This window comes from Zhengella mangrovi (genome assembly GCF_002727065.1).
Classification (GTDB): domain Bacteria; phylum Pseudomonadota; class Alphaproteobacteria; order Rhizobiales; family Rhizobiaceae; genus Zhengella; species Zhengella mangrovi.
In genome coordinates this window covers 21542-43625 of the sequence record NZ_PDVP01000022.1, presented here as the reverse complement: position 1 = coordinate 43625, position 22084 = coordinate 21542, and the positions used below count along the sequence as shown (strand labels likewise).

The 22084-nt window shown below is 59.5% G+C and carries 19 protein-coding genes, 1 tRNA gene and 3 pseudogenes; 15 read left to right on the top strand and 8 right to left on the bottom strand.

The features are described from left to right. Positions 1 to 35 precede the first annotated feature (35 nt). Positions 36 to 728, top strand: a complete 693-nt coding sequence (locus tag CSC94_RS22455) for a TetR/AcrR family transcriptional regulator (protein WP_099308617.1) — start codon at positions 36 to 38, stop codon at positions 726 to 728. On the opposite strand, the gene CSC94_RS22450 is transcribed toward CSC94_RS22455, so the two are convergent. Continuing rightward, on the bottom strand, positions 630 to 1193 hold the full coding sequence (locus tag CSC94_RS22450) for a DUF3320 domain-containing protein (protein WP_342585972.1): 564 nt from the start codon (positions 1191 to 1193) through the stop codon (positions 630 to 632). The genes CSC94_RS22455 and CSC94_RS22450 overlap by 99 nt on opposite strands. A gap of 194 nt (positions 1194 to 1387) precedes the next feature. On the opposite strand from CSC94_RS22450, the gene CSC94_RS22445 reads away from it, so the two are divergent. Together CSC94_RS22445 and CSC94_RS24735 are read left to right on the top strand one after the other, a co-directional pair. Next, positions 1388 to 2614, top strand: coding sequence for an ArsB/NhaD family transporter (locus CSC94_RS22445; protein WP_099308616.1), 1227 nt, complete (start codon positions 1388 to 1390; stop codon positions 2612 to 2614). Positions 2615 to 2881: 267 nt separating this feature from the next. Then, on the top strand, positions 2882 to 3052 hold the full coding sequence (locus tag CSC94_RS24735) for a hypothetical protein (protein ID WP_165784559.1): 171 nt from the start codon (positions 2882 to 2884) through the stop codon (positions 3050 to 3052). A gap of 38 nt (positions 3053 to 3090) precedes the next feature. On the opposite strand, the gene CSC94_RS24345 is transcribed toward CSC94_RS24735, so the two are convergent. Next, positions 3091 to 4038: a hypothetical protein gene (locus tag CSC94_RS24345; RefSeq protein WP_133123010.1), complete on the bottom strand. Its 948-nt coding sequence runs from the start codon at positions 4036 to 4038 to the stop codon at positions 3091 to 3093. A gap of 912 nt (positions 4039 to 4950) precedes the next feature. Continuing rightward, the gene (locus tag CSC94_RS22440; RefSeq protein ID WP_099308615.1) at positions 4951 to 7011 is read right to left on the bottom strand and encodes a M13 family metallopeptidase; all 2061 of its coding nucleotides are present in this window, start codon (positions 7009 to 7011) and stop codon (positions 4951 to 4953) included. A 1020-nt stretch (positions 7012 to 8031) separates the two neighbouring features. Between CSC94_RS22440 and CSC94_RS22435 the strand changes: the two genes are divergently transcribed. From CSC94_RS22435 to CSC94_RS22425, 3 genes are read left to right on the top strand one after another with little or no spacing between them, the layout of a single operon-like run. Further along, a complete protein-coding gene (locus CSC94_RS22435; RefSeq protein ID WP_099308614.1) occupies positions 8032 to 8565 on the top strand; it encodes a hypothetical protein in 534 nt (177 codons plus the stop codon). A 24-nt stretch (positions 8566 to 8589) separates the two neighbouring features. Then, positions 8590 to 9186: a L,D-transpeptidase gene (locus CSC94_RS22430; RefSeq protein ID WP_099308613.1), complete on the top strand. Its 597-nt coding sequence runs from the start codon at positions 8590 to 8592 to the stop codon at positions 9184 to 9186. 32 nt (positions 9187 to 9218) lie between these two features. Further along, positions 9219 to 10250 carry an amino acid ABC transporter substrate-binding protein gene (locus CSC94_RS22425; RefSeq protein ID WP_099308612.1) on the top strand — a complete coding sequence of 344 codons (1032 nt, stop codon included), beginning with the start codon at positions 9219 to 9221 and terminating at the stop codon, positions 10248 to 10250. Between the two features lie 59 nt (positions 10251 to 10309). Here the strand turns inward: CSC94_RS22425 and CSC94_RS22420 are convergent. The 4 genes and pseudogenes from CSC94_RS22420 to CSC94_RS22405 all read right to left on the bottom strand — a co-directional run. Further along, a pseudogene (locus CSC94_RS22420) lies at positions 10310 to 10477 on the bottom strand (IS3 family transposase); the annotation flags it as partial. A 49-nt stretch (positions 10478 to 10526) separates the two neighbouring features. Next, positions 10527 to 10809 (bottom strand): annotated as a pseudogene (locus tag CSC94_RS22415) (transposase); the annotation flags it as partial. A 357-nt stretch (positions 10810 to 11166) separates the two neighbouring features. Beyond that, positions 11167 to 12615 carry a sulfatase family protein gene (locus CSC94_RS22410; RefSeq protein WP_099308610.1) on the bottom strand — a complete coding sequence of 483 codons (1449 nt, stop codon included), beginning with the start codon at positions 12613 to 12615 and terminating at the stop codon, positions 11167 to 11169. Next, positions 12608 to 13123: a MarR family winged helix-turn-helix transcriptional regulator gene (locus tag CSC94_RS22405; protein ID WP_099308609.1), complete on the bottom strand. Its 516-nt coding sequence runs from the start codon at positions 13121 to 13123 to the stop codon at positions 12608 to 12610. The genes CSC94_RS22410 and CSC94_RS22405 overlap by 8 nt, the downstream gene beginning before the upstream one ends. Before the next feature lie 112 nt (positions 13124 to 13235). On the opposite strand from CSC94_RS22405, the gene CSC94_RS22400 reads away from it, so the two are divergent. From CSC94_RS22400 to CSC94_RS22360, 9 genes and pseudogenes are all read left to right on the top strand, one after another. Next, positions 13236 to 14189: a tripartite tricarboxylate transporter substrate-binding protein gene (locus CSC94_RS22400; protein WP_205853390.1), complete on the top strand. Its 954-nt coding sequence runs from the start codon at positions 13236 to 13238 to the stop codon at positions 14187 to 14189. A 43-nt stretch (positions 14190 to 14232) separates the two neighbouring features. After that, entirely contained in the window at positions 14233 to 14790 is a 558-nt protein-coding gene (locus CSC94_RS22395; protein WP_099308608.1) for a hypothetical protein, read from the top strand. Then, the gene (locus CSC94_RS22390; RefSeq protein WP_099308607.1) at positions 14787 to 16409 is read left to right on the top strand and encodes a tripartite tricarboxylate transporter permease; all 1623 of its coding nucleotides are present in this window, start codon (positions 14787 to 14789) and stop codon (positions 16407 to 16409) included. Before CSC94_RS22395 ends, CSC94_RS22390 begins: the two co-directional genes overlap by 4 nt. Before the next feature lie 575 nt (positions 16410 to 16984). After that, positions 16985 to 17359, top strand: a pseudogene (locus tag CSC94_RS25105) (EamA family transporter); the annotation flags it as partial. A gap of 133 nt (positions 17360 to 17492) precedes the next feature. Further along, positions 17493 to 17903 (top strand): EamA family transporter, encoded by a 411-nt coding sequence (locus CSC94_RS25100; RefSeq protein ID WP_342585971.1) that lies wholly within the window; start codon positions 17493 to 17495, stop codon positions 17901 to 17903. A 434-nt stretch (positions 17904 to 18337) separates the two neighbouring features. Then, entirely contained in the window at positions 18338 to 18922 is a 585-nt protein-coding gene (locus tag CSC94_RS22375; protein ID WP_099308606.1) for a permease, read from the top strand. A gap of 501 nt (positions 18923 to 19423) precedes the next feature. Beyond that, positions 19424 to 20713 (top strand): hypothetical protein, encoded by a 1290-nt coding sequence (locus tag CSC94_RS22370; RefSeq protein WP_099308605.1) that lies wholly within the window; start codon positions 19424 to 19426, stop codon positions 20711 to 20713. Between the two features lie 73 nt (positions 20714 to 20786). After that, positions 20787 to 21017 (top strand): helix-turn-helix transcriptional regulator, encoded by a 231-nt coding sequence (locus CSC94_RS22365; protein ID WP_099308604.1) that lies wholly within the window; start codon positions 20787 to 20789, stop codon positions 21015 to 21017. A 138-nt stretch (positions 21018 to 21155) separates the two neighbouring features. After that, the gene (locus CSC94_RS22360; protein WP_099308603.1) at positions 21156 to 21467 is read left to right on the top strand and encodes a hypothetical protein; all 312 of its coding nucleotides are present in this window, start codon (positions 21156 to 21158) and stop codon (positions 21465 to 21467) included. A gap of 445 nt (positions 21468 to 21912) precedes the next feature. Here CSC94_RS22360 and CSC94_RS22355 read toward each other — a convergent pair. Then, a tRNA-Arg gene (locus tag CSC94_RS22355) sits at positions 21913 to 21989 on the bottom strand. Positions 21990 to 22084 lie beyond the last annotated feature (95 nt).

The following is a 22084-nucleotide window of genomic DNA, read 5'->3' as shown; positions in this document are numbered from 1 at the left end:
GAAAACGCCGAAGGCATGAAAGCAGGAATATCCTGATGGCAAGAAAGACACCGGCGGCCGCAGTTTCCGGGAGCACTCCGAAAGACCAGGAAAAAGGCAGGACCAGCCGTTTGCCATCTGTCCAGTCGGCGACAAAGGACCTGTTTCGCAGGGAAATCGAGAGCCCTACGATCCAGCGATTGCTGATCGCCGCGGTGGACTGCTTCTGGAAAAGCGGTTTTCACGCCTCCAGTACCCGTGACATTGCAAAGAAGGCCAACCTGAGCCCGGCGGCTGTCTACGTCCATTTCAAGTCGAAAGAGGATCTTCTGTTCAGGATCATCCAGATCGTCGCCGGTGATGTCCTGCGGCAAATTCAGGAGACCGCAGCAATGGACGGCGACCCCAGGATCAGGCTTTGGCGGATCGTCCAGGCTTCGGTGGCCCTTCCGGCGCGCGTCTACAAGGCAGCCACGGTCGTGAACACGGAATTCGCCGTGCTCAGCCCGGCGCAGCGCAAGTATGTCATGCAGATCCGGGATGCGCTCGATGACATCGTGGAGTCGTGTCTGAAAGAGGGATGTGCGGCAGGTCAGTTCCAGATTGACGACTTGCCGGTCACCAAAACCGCGATCGTTGCTCTCTGCCGCTCAGTCTTGACCTGGTATTCGCCGCGGGGGTCCCTGTCGCCGGAAGATTTGGGAGCGGCTTACGGGGATCTTGTCATCCGCATGGTGAAGGCTGACTGACGCGGTGCGGCTGCCCTCAACTGGAATGTGCAAAGAAAAGTATGCCCGTTCATCTCTCGATATGTAGACGAGCGTAGGCAATCGCTTCATCGAGGCGGGCACGGGAAGATGCCGCCAATCGCTCCAGTCCGAGAATACGTGCGAGATCGTGTGCCGGATCGGATTGATCAAGAAGGTCCGGATATGCGAGCACGACAGAGGCAGTTCAGCTAGCGAGATGTCGGCGACGCTACGTCGGTTGTCTTCGTCGGCAGGAGGGCGGTAATCGACAACTGCGGCTACGCTACCCTTGCTCCAGATAGACTCCCCGCTCGATTCCATGGTTTTGTCTGCATCTCGCAAGTGCTGTTCAATACGCTCGCGAATCCTAGCCCCTGTACGTAGCCAGCCATGTGCCCTTGCTACACGCTGAGCAAGAATATGGGTTCTCAGTGGTGCTTCCTGTGCGATGACGGCATCGAACATGCCGCGAAGTGTGGCCTGACCGCTCCCCTGAATGATTCTCGTTTTTTGGTTAGCCTGCCCCTGACGAAGGAGACAGGCGATATTCCGATTCCAAAGTGTTCCGTTTTTCGGTCCAAGCCAAGGGCCTCATTTTTGCAAAGCCGCTGACTTCGAGCCGTTGTGGCGTCGCGACCAATTTCTGCTAGCAAGGGATTATGACTGCATTCGTCACCATCCTGTTTTGTCTGACCTATCTAGGTATGGCGGCGGGCCGCGTTCCCGGATCGCGGATCGATCGCTCCGGCATCGCCATGATCGCCGCGGTACTGCTGGTTGCGACCGGGGCGCTGACAAACGGTCAGCTCATCGACAGCATCCATTTTCCGACCTTGATGTTGCTGGGCGGACTGATGATCCTCTCGGCGCGGGTTCGCGCGTCTGGCCTTTACGACGCGTTGGCATTGTGGATTGCGCGACGCGCAGGACGGCCGCTTCATCTTCTCGCCTTGACGATCGCGATCACCGGCGTGCTGTCGGCGTTTCTGGTCAACGATGTGGTGGTGTTCGCGATGACGCCGCTGTTGTGTCGAGGCCTTTCCGCGCGAAATCTCGATCCGTGCCCCTATCTGTTTGGGCTGGCTGCGGCGAGCAATGCTGGGTCTGCCGCCACCTTGATCGGCAACCCGCAGAACATATTGATCGGCCAGATCGGCGGGCTCGACTTCTGGAAGTACCTTGCCTTCGCCGCCGTGCCGGCGCTCGCGAGCCTTCTTGTCACCTTTGCGTGTATCGCATTCGTCTGGCGAACAAGTTTGGAGCAGGAGCCCGAAAAGGCCTGGATCGAACCGCAAACCGTCGACCGCCCAGAGATCGCCGTGAGCGGCGTAGGACTCATTATCCTTCTCACCCTCTTTGCCACCCGTTTGCCGCGTGAAATTTCCGCTCTTCTCGTGGCAGCCGGCCTGATGGTCAGTCGCAAGATACCGAGCCGTCAGTTTCTGGATGAAATCGATTTGCCGTTGATCATCCTTTTCGGCAGCCTTTTTATCGTCATTGGCGCCTTTTCGGCGACGGGCCTGCCGCAATTCGGCATCGACTGGCTTGCCAATGCGCGCCTCCTTCCCGACACGGCGTCGCTTCTGGCGCTGTTTTCGCTTGTCGCCAGCAACACCATTGGCAATGTGCCCGCCGTCGTGCTGCTCCTTAAGGTCTGGCAGGGGATGGATCAGGATGTCCTGACCGGCCTGGCGATTCTCTCCACGCTCGCCGGCAATCTGCTTCTGGTAGGTAGCCTCGCCAATCTGATCGTGGCAGAGCGGGCGCAAGACCTCGGCGTCAGATTGACCTTCTGGGACCATGCCAGAGCCGGAATCCCCATCACCCTTGCTTCTCTGCTTTTCGCCGGCGTGTGGCTGGTTACATGGGGATACCTCCCGATGTAGATGAAACCATCGAAAATGCCGAAGGACCAACCCGATGCTCCGGCTACATCGCAGCGAACGGCCGCTCTCAGGACTTAGCGTCGGCACAACAAACACCTGATATGGCGGCGCATCGCTGACTGGCAGACACGGGGCCGACCACGGTCAGGCAGGAGTAGGCACGGACCATTGCGGAAGCAGACATTGAATTGCCGTCCCGGCACAGGCCTGTTCACACAGCCCGGTTTGAGTTTGTAATGTCGCGCGAAAGATGTAGGAGCGCGTCACATGCCCAAGCCAGAGGACGAGGTTGAAATCACGATCTCCATTAGCCGGGAAGCATACGAGAAAGCCGCCCGCATGATCCATGAGGATCATGGGCCCGGCGGACAGCATGTGAGGTTCATGACCACTGAGGAATATATCGAGCAACTCGTCGAGACGGCTTTGGCGGATTGACCGACGCGAAGCTTGGTTCAGACCCTCACCTGCCAAACCTACTCTCGCACTTTGAAATCGCGCAATTCGTATCCTGTGATTTCCACGTCGCTATTGACGAAGACAATGAGCTGGTTGGTTAAGCGATTTACGTCCTTGCAACCGGCCGCATATGTGGTGCTGCAATAATATGAGACCTGCGCTCTGCACGATGAGCCACTGCCAGATGTATTGGGCGAACACGTCAGAGTTTCTTGAAGCTCCGGTTTGACAAAAATTTCACGCATCACGGTTGGTCCGTAGAACGAGCAACCGCCGACTTGGTCAATCGCAACGCCAAACGTTCCTCCCCTGTATGAAGGAAAAATCGACCCCAGCCTCCTCCCCAATGTCACGCAATAATCTTTCTTGTTGGATTCGAAGTATTTCTGAAATCTCAAGGTCGAAATTGTCAAAGCGTCGCTTTTCGGTGATTGCCCATTGCGATGTTTGCTGATGGATAGCGATACGCTCTTGAGGAAGGAATTGTACTCGGCCTCCGAATTGAAATTCACCGCGTTGGTGTCGAACGAAACATCGAAAAACACATTGCCATCAGCCGAGAGACCAATCGCACGAAACTGAAAAACGCGGGTCGGGTCGTACCGATCAAAGTTGCAGAACCAGTTACCGTTCTCATAGGAAAAAACAACGAGAGCTTTGATGATTGCGAATGCAGCAGTCTTGTCGTCTTTGGGCGGTTCCAAAAATTTCAGATAAAAGACCTTACGCTGAGAAAGGTTATTGCAGTTGAAACCTGGATCAGCAAAAAGTTGTACTTTCCAATATTTGCCATACTCCCGGTATGTCTGAGAACGCGGACTATTCATCCCGCTTGTGTCCAATGCCTCAGAGGCGTTAGGCAAGCCGACAAAGATGCAGCATATTGCAATTGTCGGTAAGATCAGCCTTTGAAAGAAAAGCTGTCTTGCCATTGGCAAGACAAGCCAAATCAGTTTTCTCGCCATGTGTTATACGCGTCCTAGCAAGATGACATTCGTGCTTCAATTTGGTTTCTTGCAATCTGCTCACCAGAATTACTCATAGCAGAAAGAAAGATTGATCGAAATGGACTTGTATGCGTTGTCGATCGCCGCATAGAGGTAAAGCTTACGCTCGGTCTTTTACGCGGAGGCAATATCAACTGAAGTGGAGCCCGATTTTCGACCAACCGGCTGGGGAATTTTCCCGGGGTGTACTCACGGCGGACCGGATGCGCGGGAGGCATTCATGAGCGATATCGGCGGCCTGTAGCCGATGGCGCTGTGCGGCCGAGAAAGGCTATTCGGCAGCCAAGTCACCCAAACACATCTTCTGGCACTCTTAGGCTCCCTGGTTCTATGCGCAGACACGGGACGTAGTTCGGCTTGCGCACGAAGCAGGCCAGGAAGAGCCAAGAGTGGCAACGATAAGTAAGGTTGGCTACTCTAGATCTAGGTGAGATAGCCCGAGTCGAAGTGCGGGCGTTTGGTACCTCGACATCAGGAATAGAGTGTTCGGCAACTGCGCAGGTGCACTCATTGCCGGCATTCGGCACGCCACGCACAAATGGCTAGAGAGGGGCCGTATCCGGTCCGGCGGGTTATGGACGCCGATCCGGGTGAAGCAGACGTTTGCCCTCGCTCGGCACAATGGCGTTTCCGGCCCCATAGCGACCTTTGGTCAGCCCTCCAGCGAACGGCTGCCGTCCGTTTTCCGTGCCCTGTCGCGACGACCATTCGGTCGGCCCTGAAGCTTCTGTATCCCGAAGGACGTTGGAGGCATACTCGAAGGACGCAGAGGACCAGCCCAAGCCGTGACAGGTCTCTCGTCCCGCACTCGCCAAGCCGCCGACCGATCAAAGATATCTATCGAAAGGGCCGACTGCCCGCCATCGTTCTTTACCAGGCCCGGGCGCGCTTCTCCGGCGGCAGCCACATCGGATCGCCCTCGACGATGCCATACGTCTCGTAGAACGCGTCCACATGCTGGAGCGCCGCCACCGACCGGTAGTAGTCCGGGGCATGGCCGTCGTTCGTGACGATGGTGTGAAGGAACTGGTCCGTCTGCTTGGACGCCCAGAACTGGGCCCAGCCAACAAAGCAACGTTCGACGGGCGACATGCCGTCGATCTCGACATTCTCCTCCGGGTGCTCCTCAAGATAGACCTTCAGGGCCTCGTAGGCGAGCGTGATGCCCCCGACGTCAGCCATGTTCTCGCCGACGCCGAGCGCGCCGTTGATGTGCAGCCCCGGCAGAACCTCGAAGTGGTCGGCCTGCTCGATCAGCTTCTTTGCCTCGACGATGAAGGCCTCGGTGTCCTCCGGGGTCCACCAGTCACGCAGGTTACCGCTCGCGTCATACTGGCGTCCGCCGAAGTCGAAGCCGTGGGTCATCTCGTGCCCGATCACCGCGCCGATCCGGCAGAATTTCAGGGGTGCGTCCATGTCGGGCGACAGGGCCGGGGCCATGGTGATCGCGGCCGTGACCTCGAACCCGTTGATCTGCGGCGTGTATGCCGCGTTCATCGCGATCGGCAGGGTCGATGCACCGTTGAACTCTTCATGCTCGGGCGGGCGGGTCAGGTTGTCGATGGTGCGTTCCATTTCGAAGCGGCCAAGGGCGATCATGTTGGCGACCGGATCGTGGCCGATCTCAACACCGCTGTAGTCGATCCATTTGTCCGGATAGCCGACCTTGTAGTAGAACTTGTCGACCTTCTTCAGCGCCTCCGCCTTGGTAGGGTCGGACAGCCACGGGCTGGTTTCGATCCGGTGGCGGAAGACAGCCTTGATCCGCTCGACCATGTCGAGCACCTCTTCCTTGGTGCCCTTCGGGTAGAAACGATCGACGAAGACCTGGCTGGCCGGATGACCCATCTTTTCCTTCAGCAGGTCATAGACCTGTTCGGACCGGGGCTGGTCGGGCCGGGCGCCGATCAGGGCCTGGAAGAGGTCGAGCTTGGGCTCCAGAAGCCTGGTGTCGAGGAAGGGCGCGTAATTCTGCACGATCCGGTAGGTCATGTAGTCCTTCAGATCGGCGAGAGGTGTCTCACGCAGAACTTCGGACAAGCGAGTCAGAGCGCGTGGCTGGAACATGACGAATTCGTCCGGCTTCTCGAAGCCGTTCATCTCCAGATACAGGGGGATGTCGATTTCGGGTACCTGGGCGGCGACCTCGTCGAACGGCAGCTTGGCGGACCGCATCCGCGGGTCCTTGAACTCTTCCGGGGTCAGGAACCCGCTGTAGAGCGCCGTCTCGATGACGATGGAGTTATCGGCGATCCGCGCGGCGTCGTCCGGCGCGTAGCCCGCGATCTCCATCAACTTGCGGACATATTCGTGGTAAGGGATCAGCGCGCTGTCGCCCGGTTCGGTTCGCAGAAGCTCGAGAAAATGGCGGTCGATCCCGAAACTCTGACCGACGGCATAAAGTGCGAACCTGCCGCTGTCCTCCGGGTCCTGTCCTGGCCCAAAGAGGACAAATAGCCCCGGACCGGCCGTCGCCGCCTGTGACGCCATGAACGGCGTGATATCGGCCACCGAGGAAATCGCCTCGATCTCGCTCAGCATAGCACGGATCGGGTCGATCCCGGCGGCGTTGATGGCCTCGACATCCATGAAGGCGTTGTAGAAATCCCCGACTTGCCGGGCAGGAGACCCCTTGGGCAGAGTTGCCGTGGATTGCCCGGCCTCGGCGGCGGCAAGGGCAACCTGCTTGGTCAGCCGGTCATTCATGATGGTGAAGATGCCGTAGGTGGGGAAACGGGCCGGACGCTCCACCCGGTCCATCCATCCGCCCGCCGCGTAGCGATAAAAATCCTGCCGGGGATCGGCGCTGCGATCCATGTTCTCGATCGAGAAGACCAGGTCGTCGGGGGTCAGTGAAGGCAATTCCTCTTGCGCACTGGCAGGAACAACGAGGGCGCAAAGCGCTGCAGTGGCGATAAGCGGACGGATCATCGGGGTCTCCTTGATCAGGCTACGGCATCGGTCTTCGGTGGTCTGCGGCGAGGCAGAAAACTGCCTCTTGAGACGTCTGTCGGACCGCCGGAACAGCGCGCGGGCAAAGCTTTCTGTTCAAACTGCTGAAAGGCGCCGGATCATCCGTCCTGCATAGCGGGCGACTAGGCTGAGGTGTTGGTTGGCACGAAGTTCAGTTGCATGCTCTGCCTCGCCAATACACGAGAGTTTAGATCGATGATCTTCTGGGCGTCTATCTATTGATAATACCATGCTGCGGTTGATCAGCCTAACGTCGACTATCTTATGCATTGACTAGGCCCCGATGCGGCTCACGATCGAAAGCGGAATGCAGCGAACGCCCACATCGTTTGCGAAACGGTCGTTAATCAGCGCCGCAACGAACGACCGCTCTCCGCCCTGTCGGGGCCTTCATCAGCAGGATGTCAAATGGCCGGTTTTAGCACCCGACTCTGAGATCGTGAGCGCCCGGTTAGAGGGAGCGCATTTCCAACGTGCAGATTAAGGGCCGTGCGCCAACATTCCGGTTCTGGCAAACATTCTCGACATTCTGCCATTCAGCATCTGCCTAGTGTTTCGGTCGCCGAGAGGCTTACGAACACTCGCTGGAAGAGGTCCGATTGCTAGCCGGGGGATAGAAGCGAGTCCGTTGTTTTCCATTGTCTGGACACCTCCGAAAACCGCCCTGTCCGAACGCAATCGCCCAAACGGCGCTCTCAATGCGCGCTATCGGCTCATGCGCGACGGTAATTGACGGTTTCCGGGTGTGTCCATTCTATATGGAACCTGAGTCTGCGCATCCAGAAATAGATTACCAAGCATCTAAATCGAAAATTCCAAAATAGCAGCAACAGGATAAAAAGAATGCGGATATGTCCTCTCAACCGCCTGATATGAGAAGATGAAATCACTTATTTTCGCCAAGATAGGCGTTGTTGCTTTTCCTTTTTATCGTTTACACTACGGATAGCAGGTGGCTTGATAGGCGAGGATTATCCTATGGCAGATCCGGATCGCGCAAGATCGAATGTCCCGATTTCCCGCTTCCGGGCGGTTGATATTCACAACGTTCCCCGGCTTATCCTGTTGGGAATTGTCTTGTTATCTCCTCTGCCGATCTCATCCTGCACGACGATGACGCCCGCTTCGAAAGCGGAGCAGGAGATGCAGCCCGCAAAGGTGTCCGTAGACATGGCGAGACTGCCAGGAAACTACGGACTTGCCTCCTACCACCAGGAAGAAGACCGCGAACGAACCCTGGCCCAGGCCAGGCTTGCCTGCAATAATCCCTATTCGATCGGGGCGGGCCCGAATGGTGGTGTGATGTTGCATGCCGTCGGACAGTCGGCCCCTACGGAGATGTTTTTAAAGACAGATCGGGAGGGAAGAAGTTTTCTCGGGCCAAAGGGGCCGGCTGGGATCCCCCAGGACAGACTTGTTGTCTCTTATGACAACGGGATTCTTGAGACCGTCTGGATCGAGAAGCGGGCACGGGACGTCTATGGAACTATGCTTTTTATTCCCTGCACATGATGGCAGCGAGCGGAGACAACCAAGATGCGTTTAAAGGCAGTATTTGCAATCTCCTGGATAGTCGCCCTTGTATGTTCTGTCGTGGCTCAAGGTGGACAGGCCAAAGAAATCAACGCTCCCGAAAAGCCGGGTTATGTTCCGACGCAAGAGGAAGAACGCCTTCCAGCTGAACTTCGCCCTCAGCCTGTGTTCTTCCGGACGAACGAACCGGCTGGCACGATCATAATCCACACAGAAGAGCGCTTCCTCTACCATGTGCTGGGCCACGACAGAGCCATTCGCTACGGCGTGGGAGTTGGGCGTCAGGGTTTCGAGTGGCAGGGTATCCACAAGATCAGTCGAAAGCAGGAGTGGCCAGACTGGCGCCCCCCTGCGGAGATGATCGAGCGCCAGCCATATCTTCCGCGTTTCATGGCAGGCGGCCCTGGAAACCCCCTAGGCGCGAGAGCGCTTTATCTCGGTGATACGGTTTATCGAATTCATGGGACCAATCAGCCGAAAACGATTGGTCATGCGATGTCTTCGGGCTGCTTCCGAATGATCAATCCGGATGTCATATCACTATACGAACAGGTGCCCGTCGGCACGCGTGTGGTTGTCCGCCAGTCGCCGAAACTTTAACTGGCGACAATACGCGAAAGAGGAACCGTGCAATGAGAAACCGAATCGAAAAGGTTGCCGCTTCGCTTGTCCTGATGGTTCTTGCGTTGACCTTCGGACCAAGCGCTGTAGCCAGGGCAGCGACGCTCGACGATGTTGCGAAGCGTGGCCATCTGCTTTGCGGCATCAACAGCGGACTGCTGGGCTTTGCAAGTCAGGTGGGCGGCAAGTGGGAGGGTTTCGATGTCGATTTCTGCCGCGCCGTCGCGGCTGCAATTTTCGAGGATGACACGAAGGTTGATTATGTGCCGCTGTCTGCAGAAGAGCGGTTCGATGCACTTCGTGCCGGCAAAGTGGACCTTCTGTCCCGAAATTCGACATGGACGCTTGGTCGTGAGGTAGCCTACGATCTGACTTTCGCTGGCGTTTGGTACTATGATGGCCAGGGGTTCATGGTGCCCCGGACGGCAAATGTCGTATCGTCGCTGGACCTTGCAGATTCAACGGTTTGCGTTCTGCGCGGAACGACCAGCGAGAACAATCTCGCTGACTATTTCCTTGCCAACAATATGGCCCATGAAACCATTTTGACAGGCAATGCGACGGAAGCGTTGGAGGCCTATGGCAGCGGCAAATGCGGCGTGATCACGAGCGATATGTCACAGCTCTATGCCTGGCGCCTGCAACTTGCCGAACCGGATGAGCACATTATTCTTCCCGACGCAATATCCAAGGAACCGCTCGGACCGGTTGTCCGGCAGGATGATCCTGCTTGGGCGACGCTCGTCAAGTGGGTCATGTTCACTCTACTTAACGCCGAGGAAATGGGTGTCTCCACTCAGACGATAGATGACGCTATGGCTTCTACGAAACCGGACGTCAGACGTCTGGTAGGAAATGAAGGCGATCTTGGCAGCAAGCTGGGTGTCAGGAATGACTGGGCAGTCGATGTCATTCGCCACGTCGGAAATTACGGCGAGATATTCGAGAGGAATCTCGGCGCCAACAGCAAGCTCGGCATCGCCCGAGGCATGAACCAACTGTGGAGCCTCGGCGGAATAATGTATGCTCCGCCTTATCGCTGATATGTTGTCCCGAAGTTTGAGTATTGGTCTGGACTTGCCCGGATTTAGTCGAGAGGCTTTCACTCTGCGATGACCATCTCGGCCTCGAATGATCCCGTCGATTTGCATCCCGGAGCGGAATGTCGCCGGCGCGGCTTGTAGAAGCCGTCGATGTATCGGCCAAGGGCCAATTCAGTGGCGGCGCGGGTCTGGAAGATCGTTCTCCAGACCAGTTCGTTCTTGATCGTCTAGAACCTGGGACTGTCAGGAATCATCTGTCAGGGGGCCGGTTGATCGTCATTCGGTGGCGAACCGTTCCTGGAACTGGATCTTTGCTTCCCTCCATTCCCTTGGCTGTATTTTCCGTTGCGCACTGACATCGCGCCAGACCAGGAACATCATTTTCATCGCGGCATAAATGTTCGGAAAGGGGCCCCGGGTTTTTGACGGCGCGCCGTAGCTTCGACTTCAGCGCCTCGACGGCGTTCGTCGTGTAGATGATCTTGCGCACAGCCTCACTGAAGGCAAAGAACGGGATGACCCTGTCCCAGTTGCGATGCCAGCTCTGGGCGATGGCCGGATCAATGCCCAGAACCTTGATGTTCATCAGATGCTCCTCTCTCCACCTATGCCCACAACGATAGCAGCGGATTGGTGGGAAGGCAGTTCATCCCATTAGGTCAAAGTCAATCGAAGCAAACCGGACATCCGTCTGAGTCGCCGTCGGGATATGTCGGCATGCAGGGAACATCCGCTTTGCAGTTTCTTGGATCGCCCCGGAACGGCTGGAATGGCGGCGCAGAACGGCCTGGCATATTTCAGGCGTCGACCTGGCAACTGCGGACGTTCGCCCGCAGTGGGCAGATGGCTGGGAATGAATGAATCTGGCCAAAGGAACCAGTGGTACCCTTTGGTCATGCCCGACCATGGGCAGCGATCATACCTCTGGCGGCGGGGTCGCTGCCGGCGCGCCGATGTGCATCGCTTTCTCCCGGCCGCCGTAGCTCTCGATCATCGCGTCCTGGTCGGCAAAAGCCTGTTCGTTGGTGGCGTCGGGATCGCAGATCCCCTGCAGGATTGCACGCAAGTCCGCCAAGACCGCCGCGCAGTCCGCATCCCCGGCGCGGTTGACGGTCTCGTCCGGATCGTTCCCGAGGTCAAACAGTTCGGGCTCGAATCCCACATAGTGGATGTATTTCCAGCGCCCCTTGCGCACCATGTAGCAGGCAGAGACGGCACCCACCGCATGGTATTCGCTGAAAATGACGCGGTCGGGATCAGCCGGTTCGCCGGCAATGTCGTAGAGTGAGCGGCCGGGTCTCTCGCCCTCCAGCGACGCGCCGAAATGATCGATGATCGTCTGCGAAACGTCGAGCAAGCTGACGGGCGTCGCGCAGATGGCCCCGGACGTCATGGCATCGCCGCTCGCCTTCGGTGGCGCGACGATCATCGGAACAGCGACCGATTCCTCGTACATGTTCGACTTTCCCCAAAGGCCACGGGCGCCGACGTTGTCGCCATGGTCGGAGGTGTAGATGACGGTCGTGTCCCCGGCCATTCCGCTGTCCTGCAGGGATTGCAGGATAAGGCCGACGTTGTGATCCAGCCAACTGCAGAGCCCGAAATAGCAGGCGATGGCCATCAGGCGTTCCTCGTCATCGCGGAATGCCTTGTCGCCGGCCAGCGCGGCGTCCTGCAGGGCAACCCAGGGATGATGCCGGTAGCCGTCTCGGGGATGAAGCTTCAGCGGCGGAAGGGAGTCGAGGGGATAGAGATCGAGGAACTCCTGCGGCACGATCAGCGGGAAGTGCGGAGCGACAAGCCCGACGTAGAGGCACCAGGGGCGATTGTCGGCGGCGGCATCGGCAAACCACTTGCCGCTCCGCGACACGACCTCGGCGTCGTAGCGCGTGTAGGGGCTTTCGCCAGGGCCGATATAGGTGCCCAGCATCCGGCCGTCCTTGTAGACGCGCTCGTCCTCCCGGCGGATGGACCCCCAGACCATGCCGGTGCCGCCGACGACATTCATCGGGATGTGCTCGACATCGAAGCCTGCCGGGTCTTCGGCATGGCGGTAGTGGAGCTTCCCGATCGATTCGACGCGGATGTGACTGTCCTGGAGCGCGTGGCCCCATCCGCGCGGCGTGCCGATGTAGGGCATGGCATTGTCCCACAGACGGATATCGTGGACGTAGCGGCCGGACGCGAAGGCGGCGCGCGCGGGCACACAGATCGGCGACGGCGTATAGGCATTGGCGAACCGCGTTCCCCGCGCGCAGAGCGCGTCCAGGTTCGGTGTCTTCACGACGGGATGTCCGGCACAGGACAAGGCGCCGGACTGATGTTCGTCGGACATGATGACCAACAGGTTTTTTGACCTACGCATTGTCCTGCGTCCCCTTGCTGTCGATATCGAGGTTGAATTCCGTTTGCTCCGCAGCGCGGGCGAGCGCGCGGATCGCGCTGTGGATCACCGCCCGTTCGGCGGGCGAAAGCGCGCCGAGCAGATGGCGCTGGCGCGCATCGAGTTCCGGCGCCAGGCGGTCATGAGCGGCATGTCCCTTGGACGTCAGCGAAATCTCGAACTGGCGCCGGTCCTCGCTCGACGGGTGGACTTCGACAAAACCGTCCTCGACCAGTGCGTTCACCGTGCGCGAGAACTGGCTCTTGTCGATGCCGGCGGCCTTGCGCACCGCGGTCGATCCCGTCGCCACCTTCATCCCGACGACGCGGATGATGCGCCATTCCGGCAGGGACAGGGTTCCGTGGCGCGCGATGATGGCACGCGCCTGCGCCGCCAGTTTCGCGTTCAGTTGCGAAATCTGGAATGGCAGCAGCAGATCGATGTCGATCGGCGGTTTGTCGTCGTCTTTCGGATTTTCCGAACCATGCATGACCGGGGCTCCTCCAAGGTTCAGACTCCATGCAAAACGTGGATATGTCAACCAAGACGTTGACATATCCACCTTATACTGGCAGGCTTCGGTTCAATCTGGGAGGATCAACATGAAATCTGTACTTGCTTCGCTGGCCCTTGCGGCCGCGCTCGTTTCCGCGCCTTTCCACGCATGGGCCGACGGCTGGGCGCCGCCCGGACCCATCAAGATGCTGATCGGTTTTGCGGCCGGCGGCGGTGCCGACACCCAGGCCCGCCTGATCGCGCAGGGTCTGGAGAAAAAGTACGGCTGGAAGGTGCTGCCGGAACAGGCGCCGGGCAATAGCGGCCTCAACCTGGCCAAGCAGTTGGCAAGCGAGCCGGCCGATGGAACGGCCTTCGGCATGGTGGTGACCGAAACGCTTGCTTACAGCGCGGTTGCCAGCAAGAACCCGGATTTCGAGCTTTCCAAATTCACCTCGCTGGCGACGACCGCGCGCTTCCAGCTCGGTCTGGTGGCCATGAAGGGCGGTGAATTCGACAGCTGGGACAAGGTGAAGGCTGCGGCCGCCGCCGGCAAGCCGATCCGGTTCGGCACGGCCTCCGACCGCCAGGCCGACGTCGCCTACCATCTGGGCCAGAAGACAGGGATCGATTTCAACATCGTCCCTGTCAAGGGCGGGGCCGGCGTGATGAACGGCCTGCGTGGCGGTGATCTCGATATCGGCTGGGTCGCGGGTGCCCAGTCCAAGCCGGTCAAGCAGGGCGAGATGATCAACATCGCCAGCGGCATTCCCGCGGCGCTGATCGACAACCCGGAAGCGCCGAAGATCACCGACCTCGGCAGCGACTTCAACCTGGACGGCTATTTCATGTTCATCGCGCCGGGCAACATGGCGCCGGACGTGCGCAAGGCGCTTGGCGATGCCATCCGCGATGTTCTGACGGACAGTTCCACCGAAGCCTATGCCTTCGCCCAGAAGGCCTTTGGCGGGGCGAGCGTCGTGACCGGTGAGGAACTGGATGGCTACATGGCCGATTCCGTCGACGCATCGAAAAAGCTGATCAAGGCCGTTTCGAACTGATCGTTTCCAACGGGGCGCAAGCCTGCCCGCCGGAGGTGCTTCGATGTCGCTGAAACAGGCAAACATCGTCTTCGGCGGGCTGGCGCTTCTGGCGGCCATCCTGGCCCTGCTGCTCTGGCTGCCGAACGACACGGGTTCGGCGATGATCGTTCACGTGCGCGGCCGCGTGAAGATCGGCGATGCCCTGGCGCCCGCTGTTGCCCTGGCCATCCTGGTCGCGGCCGGCCTGCTCATCATGGTGGAAGCGCTGAAACAGGGCGGTTCAGCCCTGCCCTCGGGCGACAACATCCGCTTCTGCGCCGTCCTGTTCCTGCTGTTTTCCGGCGCAATCGTGCTGATGCGTTGGACCGGGCCGCTGGCAGTCTGGCTGGCTGGGCCCGGAGAGGGCATCGGCTACCGGGAACTGCGCGACTCGGTTCCCTGGAAGTACCTCGGGTTCATGACCGGGGGAACATTTCTCGTGGCCGGCCTGATCAGCCTGGCGGAATGGCGCATCACCTGGAAGGCGGTGATGATCGGTCTGGCCGCAACCATCCTGCTCATCCTTCTTTACGATCTGCCGTTTGACGATCTCCTGTTGCCGCCCAACGGTGACGTATGAGCGATGTCCTCCACTATATCTGGCTGGGAATCCTGGCGGTCTTTCAAGGCCCCGCGCTCTTTCACCTGCTTGGCTTTGCCCTGCCGGCGGCGCCGGTCATGCTCTTCTTCGGTCTGCTGACGGGGATCGCGGTCGGTGCCACGCCCGGGCTGGCCGGCCCGATGGCGATGGCGATTTCCCTGCCGATCCTGATCTCCGTCTTCGGCTTCACCCCGGATGCGCTGCTTCCCGTCTTCGGCTTCCTGATCGGCATCATGAAGGGTGCGACCGTGGGCGGGGCCGTGCCTGCGATCCTGTTCAACACGCCGGGAACGCCCGACGCGCTGATGACAACGCTCGACGGCCACCCGATGGCCCGGGCCGGCCAGCCGCGCCGCGCACTGCGCATCGCTCAGATATCGTCGGTTGCCGGTGACACGTTCTCCGATCTTGTGCTGTTCGTCTGCGCCCCTTTCCTAGCCATCCTGGTCGAACGCGTCCTCGACCTGCCGGAAAAGACGGCCCTGCTGGTCCTCTCGCTGTCCTTCGTGGCGGCGGTCATGGGAAAATCGCTCGGGCGCGGCCTCCTGTCCGTCAGTATCGGCCTGCTCGCAGCCTATGTCGCGACCGGTCAGGATTTCTACCCGCGGCTCACGATGGGGCTGCCGGGACTTGAAAACGGCTTTCCGATGGTCGCCGCAGTGCTTGGCGTGCTGATCGTCGGCGAGATTTTCTGCTCCATCGAGGACCTGCTGCGCGCTGGTACGTCCAGGGCCACAGCGGACGGAGGACCGGAGAAACGGACAAGCGACGGCCTGCAACCCGGCGACCTGAAACGGATCACGCCCTATATCGCGCGTTCCGCGATCATCGGGACGGTCATCGGCGCGATGCCCGGCGTCGGGTCAACGCTGGCAGCGATGCTGGGCTACACGTTCGGAAAGCGCCGGCACGAGGCACGTCGCGGACCGGCGGACACGCCGTTCGGGCAGGGTGCGCCGGAAGGCATCGCGGCCACCGAGGCGGCCAACTCCGCCGTTTCCGGCGCGAACCTGATCCCGGTGCTCTCGCTGGGCATTCCCGGCAATGCCGCAGCCGTTTTCCTGATCCTCGCCGCTGACAGCATAGGTGGTTTCAACCCCGGGCCGGCCGTGTTCCGCTTCACGGCCCCGGAGGTCAATCCGGAACTGGTGATCGCCTTCGGCATCTTCACGCTCATGTCGCTCGGCAATATTCTGAACTGGACGATTGGCGGTGCCTTCATGCGCTCGCTGGGCGTGCTGGCCCGGATCCCGAACCGCTACCTGCTGCCGGTCGTTCTCCTCGTGACGCTGACCTCGATCTATGTGCAGGAGACGAGCTTCTTCGCCCTCTGGGTGACGTTCGGCTTTGGCATCCTGGGTTACCTGTTCCGCCGCGCGGCGGTTCCGGTCCTGCCCTTTGTCATCGCCTTCATCCTGGCAAAGCCGCTCGAGGAGACCGCACGGGAAGCCTTCGCGGCCACCGGCGGCGATCCGCTGTTCCTGTTCCGCAGCCCGGTCTCACTGCTGCTGTTTGGCGCGACGATCGGATCGATCATCTTCCTGCACCGGACCTCCGACCGGCACGAGCCACCATCCGGACCGCGCGAAACCAGATGACGGAGAGGCGGCGTTTTTCCCGTCGACTTCTCGTCGATCGTACGGAACGACCGGCTTTAGGAAACGCACGTTTGATCTCGCATGGACGATACGGGGGCGCGACACTGCGGCCAGCCTTGCTGCCTTCAAGGCGAGGTACGGCCCAACTGCGCGCGGGGCCGCTCACGATCAAATCTCGGTATGCTCTGCCAACTCCAGGGCGTCTTCGATGTCGACGCCAAGGTATTGGACAGAGCCCGGTCGCGCATCCGTCCTTCCCGATCAAGGAAAAAGCGGATCGCCTGGATGTGGCGCTGTTTAAGTGGATTCCTTGCGCCGACCGTGCGACCGGCGTTCCATGCCGGCCGGCCGAGCGCGGCAGGATCGTATTGTGCAATTCCCATTCTCATACTCCTTCGGCCACGATTGGCCATCGGGAGGATAGGCGTGGACAATGAACCAACATGGCCGGCTGCGGACTGACAGGTCCAAGCAAGTTGCCCAATTGCTTTCAGCCCCTAGAAGATGGACCCTGCAGCATTCGAGGACACCGTCCCGGATATCGAGAGTGATCCGGACATCAGCAGCGGCATGGCATGATCAGGAAACAGTTTCAGGAGTTACCGGACAACATCAAGGGCGCGCTTGTGCTGATGATCGCTGCCGCCCTCTTCTCTGTGATGACCGTGCTGATCAAGCTTCTCGGCAGTCGTCTGCATATCACGCAGATCCTGCTCGTCAGGCAGGTGGTCATGACGGCGATCGTGTTGCCCTCGATCCTGAGGGGGTTCCCCGGCGTGTTGCGAACGAAACAACCAAAACTCCAGATCGTCCGCATCGTGCTCGCTGTTGGAGCAATGGTGATGGGCTTCTCTGCGATCATCCATCTGCCCTTGGCGGAGGCGACCGCGCTGGGCTTCGCCAAAAGCTTCTTTGTCACGATCTTCGCCATTCTGATCCTCCATGAAACGGTCGGCATCAGGCGGTGGCTGGCCGTGATTTTCGGATTTGTCGGGGTCGGGATCATGTTGATGCCCGGAACGGAAAGCTTTTCTCTCTACGGGCTGATGGCGATCGGGGGGGGCGGCATGTGCCGGAGCCGTGATGGTCATCATCCGGCTCATGTCGCGCAGCGATGCACCCACAACCATTCTGAGCTGGCAAGCCATTGGCGTGGGTCTCGCGACTGCCCTGCCCGCCATCTGGTTCTGGAAATGGCCGACCGCAACCGAATGGCTGCTGCTCGCAGCAATGGGGGTGACCGCGTTTGCAACGCAGATGAGCAACATCATTGCCTACAAATGGGGTGAGGCCTCGTTGCTCGCGTCGCTCGACTACATCCGGCTCCTCTACGCCACACTCCTTGGCTGGCTGTTTTTCTCCGCGCTTCCGCATCGGTTCACGCTGGCCGGCGCAGCGATTATCGTTCTGGCATCCATCTACACCATCTGGCGGGAACGGCAACGCAAGCAGGAATTGACACGGTCTGTGCACGGACGTGATCTCTCGGCCTGACCTTGCCGAGAGGGATGTTGCCTTTGAAAACTCTGCATTCGAACGATCCGGTTTTCAGGGAGCCTGAGCAGTATCTCGAACGGCGCGCCACCATCCATTCAAGATTGAATATCAAGTATCGGAAATTGTCCGTTTCCCATTTGAGAACGACACTTCATTCTCGTACCCAACGTCATCGCTCGACAAGGGCGATCATTTCCAAACGTGCATCGGGCCGAACTCCCGAAATGTTGTTTCACGTTCCTTTTTGTGGCGTGCGGCCTGGGGAACATCGGAAGCAACGCCTGGAATGACCGGTTTGCTTGACGCTCCGGTCCGTTGGCTACCCGGAAAGGAAAAACGGACATGGAATTCATCCTCGGGACACTGTTCTTCGTCATCATCATCGGCTGGCTCGACTCGGCAATTCCCTGGCAGGACAGGGAGGCGGGCAAATGATCGTCGGGCATTTTGGTCTGGCCGCCGGCGTCAAGGCACGCGAAACGAGCGTCCCGCTTTGGTCACTCATGATGGCGACCGTCTGGCTCGACATCGCTTTCGTACCACTCCTGCTCTCCGGGATCGAGGCAATCGAACCGGTCCCGGGAACGGCTGGAGCGTTTGGCCAGATCATCATTCATGCCGACTGGACCCATTCCCTTGTCGGAGCTGTCTTCCTGTCAGCCGTTCTTGGTGTCATTGCAGGGCTGGCTTGGGGGCGCCGTGCCGGTTGGGTTCTGGGTGGTGTGTCCTTCTCCCACTGGCTTCTGGATTTGATCGTGCACCGGGCCGACATGCCTGTCCTGCCGGGCAACTGGGGCGGAATTCCCCGTCTAGGGCTGGGGCTATGGCAGTATCCGTTTGCCGAAATCATCGTGGAGGCGGCGATAATCGGGGGCGGGGCGTTTCTCTACTACCAAGCGGCAAGGAGCGCCGTCACATCATCGGGAGCTTCATCGGCGCGCCCGGCAATGGTCGCAGGATTGATAGTCGCAGGCGGCGTTGCGATTCTTGCCTACCAAGCTTCGACCTTGTTTTGATCAGCTTCATCCAAGCGGTTTTGTTCGATTGAAAGTGCATCACTGCTAATCGAACCAAGTGCTGGATGTCAGTGCCGCGAGCTCCCGCTTCCTTCTTTTGAGAATTGCCATGATGACGGGGAAAACAGCCGCTTTCGGGAAGGCAATATCTGATTGTGAATGATGCTTATCTTCACTCCAAGGTTCAGAACGATGGTTTGAATATCCGCTGCCATCAATCGGCTGTGAAAGTTAGCTGATCGCGGCTGAACTCCATTCAGACTCCTCCCCGGCCGTCAAAGCCCGTTGCATCGGTACTCTTCGTTTAGCTATAATGGTAACGTTAGGACATCTCCCTCTTCCAGTCTGCTGAAGCGGGCATGCATCTTGCGGACCCGGGCACGTGTTCTGACGCCGCGGGGTGCAGTCTGTCGCGGTCCGTTCTATGGTTTGCGATCGGGTCGCATCGGTATTGCGCTTTTGGGCAATCCCGTGCGGTCATGCGATGCGACGAGGACGACGATGGATGTCAGCCCGGAGATCCTGGCGGAATATCAGCGTGGCCTGGCTGAACCGCCGATGCGCCTGGACCAGTACAAGACAGAATTCGCTGGCGAAGGGCTGTTGCTGGGGGAGGCGTTTCGCATCCTCGTACTCGAGGACAAGCAACTACAGGCTTTAGGGGATGGGACATCGGGGCCTCAATGGTCCGTCGTCCTGCCCGGCATTCAAGCGGCGGCACAACCGCAAGTGCCGAAGGGCCGCCGCAACCTCTCCGATCCGGGTCCGAGGCGGACGGAACCTCCGGAAAGCATCCGATGGCGTGTCTGCCTGACCGGGTTGACGGAAGGGTTGCTGGCGCTGCTGCGTGACGGCACGCTTGGTGCAACCGGAGAACTTCCGGACACGGGCGAACGGAAGTCAATCGATCCCGGCTACTGGAGCACATCGACTTACCGCTTCAACACCAGATCCCACGAGCTTCTGAGGGCGAACCGCAAGGACCGTGTTGCCGCGTTCCGGCTGGTCCGCGTGTTCCTGCCAGCCAGTCAGCGCATCGATCCGGGCGCGATGCATGGGCCCTTGGGCGAGGTGTTTCGGGAACTGGTCCTGCGGGATCCTGGTGTCCGGCGGCTTCAACCCTTGGCTCTCGGTAGCGTCGACGGCCCGGACCTTGCCGGGATCGAGGGGCAGCCATGGCCAATCAGTCCTGAGAGACTGAGCGACGGCAAGAACGCTTGTCCGGAGCCGTTGCAAGTGGCGGCTGACAATCCATATCGATCGGACCTGTCGAGCGCCCTCTCGGAGCGCATGGACGGGTTCCTCGCTCCGCTTCGTACGGGCCAAGTCACGGCGCAGGGGCAGTCGACTGGCAAGTCGGGGCCGGAGCAGATCCCGCCGGCCACCTGGGACAACGACGATACGTGGATCGATCCGGTCAATCACCGGGTTGGCCTCCTCACCAACCACAAGAACAGCACGTCGATCCAGTGGCTCTGGGAGAGCGTGAGCCTCGAGCCGGAGGACGCCCGAAGCATCGCTGCCGAAGCCGATGGTGCCGGCAAGGCTCGGTCAAAGGGCGGGCGCCCGACCAAGTATCCGTGGGAGGAGGCAATGGAACGCCTCACCATCAGGCTTGGAGACCAAGGCCATCCGGAAAGCGGAGCAGAACTGGCCCGGATGCTGATCAACTGCATGGAGGAAGCCCGTTGTGCAAAGCTTCCTTCCGAGGACCAGGCCAGCACCTGGCTCAAGAACCACCGTCTCTCTCTTTGGAACCACGTCACCGGTAGGGGTCAAAACCGGTTTTGACCCCTTTTGACTACCGGGTTTTGCCCAATCGCAGGACGCTGCACGTCATCGAACACGATACGGAGCAGTGACAATGACTTCAGAAACGACGACCAGGAACACCCTTCTCCTGACCGAAACCGATGTCGCCCGGCAGCTCGGCGTCTCGGTGCGCACGCTGCAGAGCTGGCGGGTCAAGGGCGGCGGGCCAGTCTTCTCCAAGCTGGGACGCTCGGTGCGTTATCGCCCTTCCGATGTCGATGCCTGGGTGGCAGGCAACCTGACCACCAGCACGAGCCAGGTCACGGTCGGCCACGACAGGTGATGAGGTTCGGCGCCTGCCTGGCGACCCGGTCGTCTGCTTCTCCCGCGATCGTCATCCACCCACAGCCGGCACGGAGCAAGGCTTCGCCCTGAACGAGGGCTCCCATTCCCTTGCCGGTATCGATACTGCGAGGTTCACATGATGGCTGGAAGAATTGCCTTCCGCAGGATTGCAGCGATGGCCCTTGGCCGTGGCGAAACCCTGTGCCGCCACTGGCTGCCCGACGGGCGGCGCGTGGGGTCGGAGTGGGTTGCACGAAACCCGTGCCGTGCCGACCGCCATCCCGGCAGCTTCAAGATCAACCTTCGGACCGGGTGCTGGTGCGACTTCGCGACTGGCGACAAGGGCGGCGACCTCACATCGCTTGCTGCCTACCTGTTCGGCCTCTCCCAGGCCGATGCCGCCCGGAACCTCGCCCGCATGCTTCGGATATCGCCCCATGAACAATAACCCGTTCAAGCTTCCCGCAAACGGTGATGGACCCGCCATGACGGACCCAAAGCGCCCGTCCGGGATCATCCTGGTTCCTGTTCCGCCCAAGGCGCCGGGGCTGCCGGATTGTCATCCTTCGCTTGGTGCTCCGTCGCACACGTGGACCTATCGCGATGATTCAATTGAATTCTTGACGGCCCTGGCGGCTTTGACAACCAGTTCCTAAAACAGAAAAGAGGTATGAAATCAGAAAGGTAAGCCGTTCAGACAGGCGGTATCGACTGCTTAGAATACGCTTACAAAGACAATCAGGGAGTTCAGGGCAATATAGCCAAGTAATTGAAAAGAATGGCGCGCCTGGGTGAAGAAAATTCGAACGGCTCTCATCGTTTGTTCCAATCGATTGCCGCCGAAAACCCTGAGGAAGATGTCATCCATATTTCGCTTCGCGAATTATGTGAAATGGCGCACCCGAAAGGATTCGAACCTCTGACCCCCAGATTCGTAGTCTGGTGCTCTATCCAGCTGAGCTACGGGTGCGCGCCTTGCCATGACAGCAAGTGACGAACCGGCACGTGCCGTCCGCCGTGGGCAGCTACCTAGCGGCTGACGCGGACAATTGCAAGCACCCTTCA

What these genes read in the sequence shown, in the direction of transcription:
- CSC94_RS22410 (WP_099308610.1), bottom strand. Translation starts at nt 12,615, where the DNA reads ATGCGTAGGTCAAAAAACCTGTTGGTCATCATGTCCGACGAACATCAG.
- CSC94_RS24345 (WP_133123010.1), bottom strand. Translation starts at nt 4,038, where the DNA reads ATGGCGAGAAAACTGATTTGGCTTGTCTTGCCAATGGCAAGACAGCTT.
- CSC94_RS22360 (WP_099308603.1), top strand. Translation starts at nt 21,156, where the DNA reads ATGATGGCTGGAAGAATTGCCTTCCGCAGGATTGCAGCGATGGCCCTT.
- CSC94_RS22400 (WP_205853390.1), top strand. Translation starts at nt 13,236, where the DNA reads ATGAAATCTGTACTTGCTTCGCTGGCCCTTGCGGCCGCGCTCGTTTCC.
- CSC94_RS22450 (WP_342585972.1), bottom strand. Translation starts at nt 1,193, where the DNA reads ATGTTCGATGCCGTCATCGCACAGGAAGCACCACTGAGAACCCATATT.
- CSC94_RS22440 (WP_099308615.1), bottom strand. Translation starts at nt 7,011, where the DNA reads ATGATCCGTCCGCTTATCGCCACTGCAGCGCTTTGCGCCCTCGTTGTT.
- CSC94_RS22435 (WP_099308614.1), top strand. Translation starts at nt 8,032, where the DNA reads ATGGCAGATCCGGATCGCGCAAGATCGAATGTCCCGATTTCCCGCTTC.
- CSC94_RS22375 (WP_099308606.1), top strand. Translation starts at nt 18,338, where the DNA reads ATGATCGTCGGGCATTTTGGTCTGGCCGCCGGCGTCAAGGCACGCGAA.
- CSC94_RS22405 (WP_099308609.1), bottom strand. Translation starts at nt 13,123, where the DNA reads ATGCATGGTTCGGAAAATCCGAAAGACGACGACAAACCGCCGATCGAC.
- CSC94_RS25100 (WP_342585971.1), top strand. Translation starts at nt 17,493, where the DNA reads ATGGTCATCATCCGGCTCATGTCGCGCAGCGATGCACCCACAACCATT.
- CSC94_RS22370 (WP_099308605.1), top strand. Translation starts at nt 19,424, where the DNA reads ATGGATGTCAGCCCGGAGATCCTGGCGGAATATCAGCGTGGCCTGGCT.
- CSC94_RS22365 (WP_099308604.1), top strand. Translation starts at nt 20,787, where the DNA reads ATGACTTCAGAAACGACGACCAGGAACACCCTTCTCCTGACCGAAACC.
- CSC94_RS22445 (WP_099308616.1), top strand. Translation starts at nt 1,388, where the DNA reads ATGACTGCATTCGTCACCATCCTGTTTTGTCTGACCTATCTAGGTATG.
- CSC94_RS22430 (WP_099308613.1), top strand. Translation starts at nt 8,590, where the DNA reads ATGCGTTTAAAGGCAGTATTTGCAATCTCCTGGATAGTCGCCCTTGTA.
- CSC94_RS22425 (WP_099308612.1), top strand. Translation starts at nt 9,219, where the DNA reads ATGAGAAACCGAATCGAAAAGGTTGCCGCTTCGCTTGTCCTGATGGTT.
- CSC94_RS24735 (WP_165784559.1), top strand. Translation starts at nt 2,882, where the DNA reads ATGCCCAAGCCAGAGGACGAGGTTGAAATCACGATCTCCATTAGCCGG.
- CSC94_RS22395 (WP_099308608.1), top strand. Translation starts at nt 14,233, where the DNA reads ATGTCGCTGAAACAGGCAAACATCGTCTTCGGCGGGCTGGCGCTTCTG.
- CSC94_RS22455 (WP_099308617.1), top strand. Translation starts at nt 36, where the DNA reads ATGGCAAGAAAGACACCGGCGGCCGCAGTTTCCGGGAGCACTCCGAAA.
- CSC94_RS22390 (WP_099308607.1), top strand. Translation starts at nt 14,787, where the DNA reads ATGAGCGATGTCCTCCACTATATCTGGCTGGGAATCCTGGCGGTCTTT.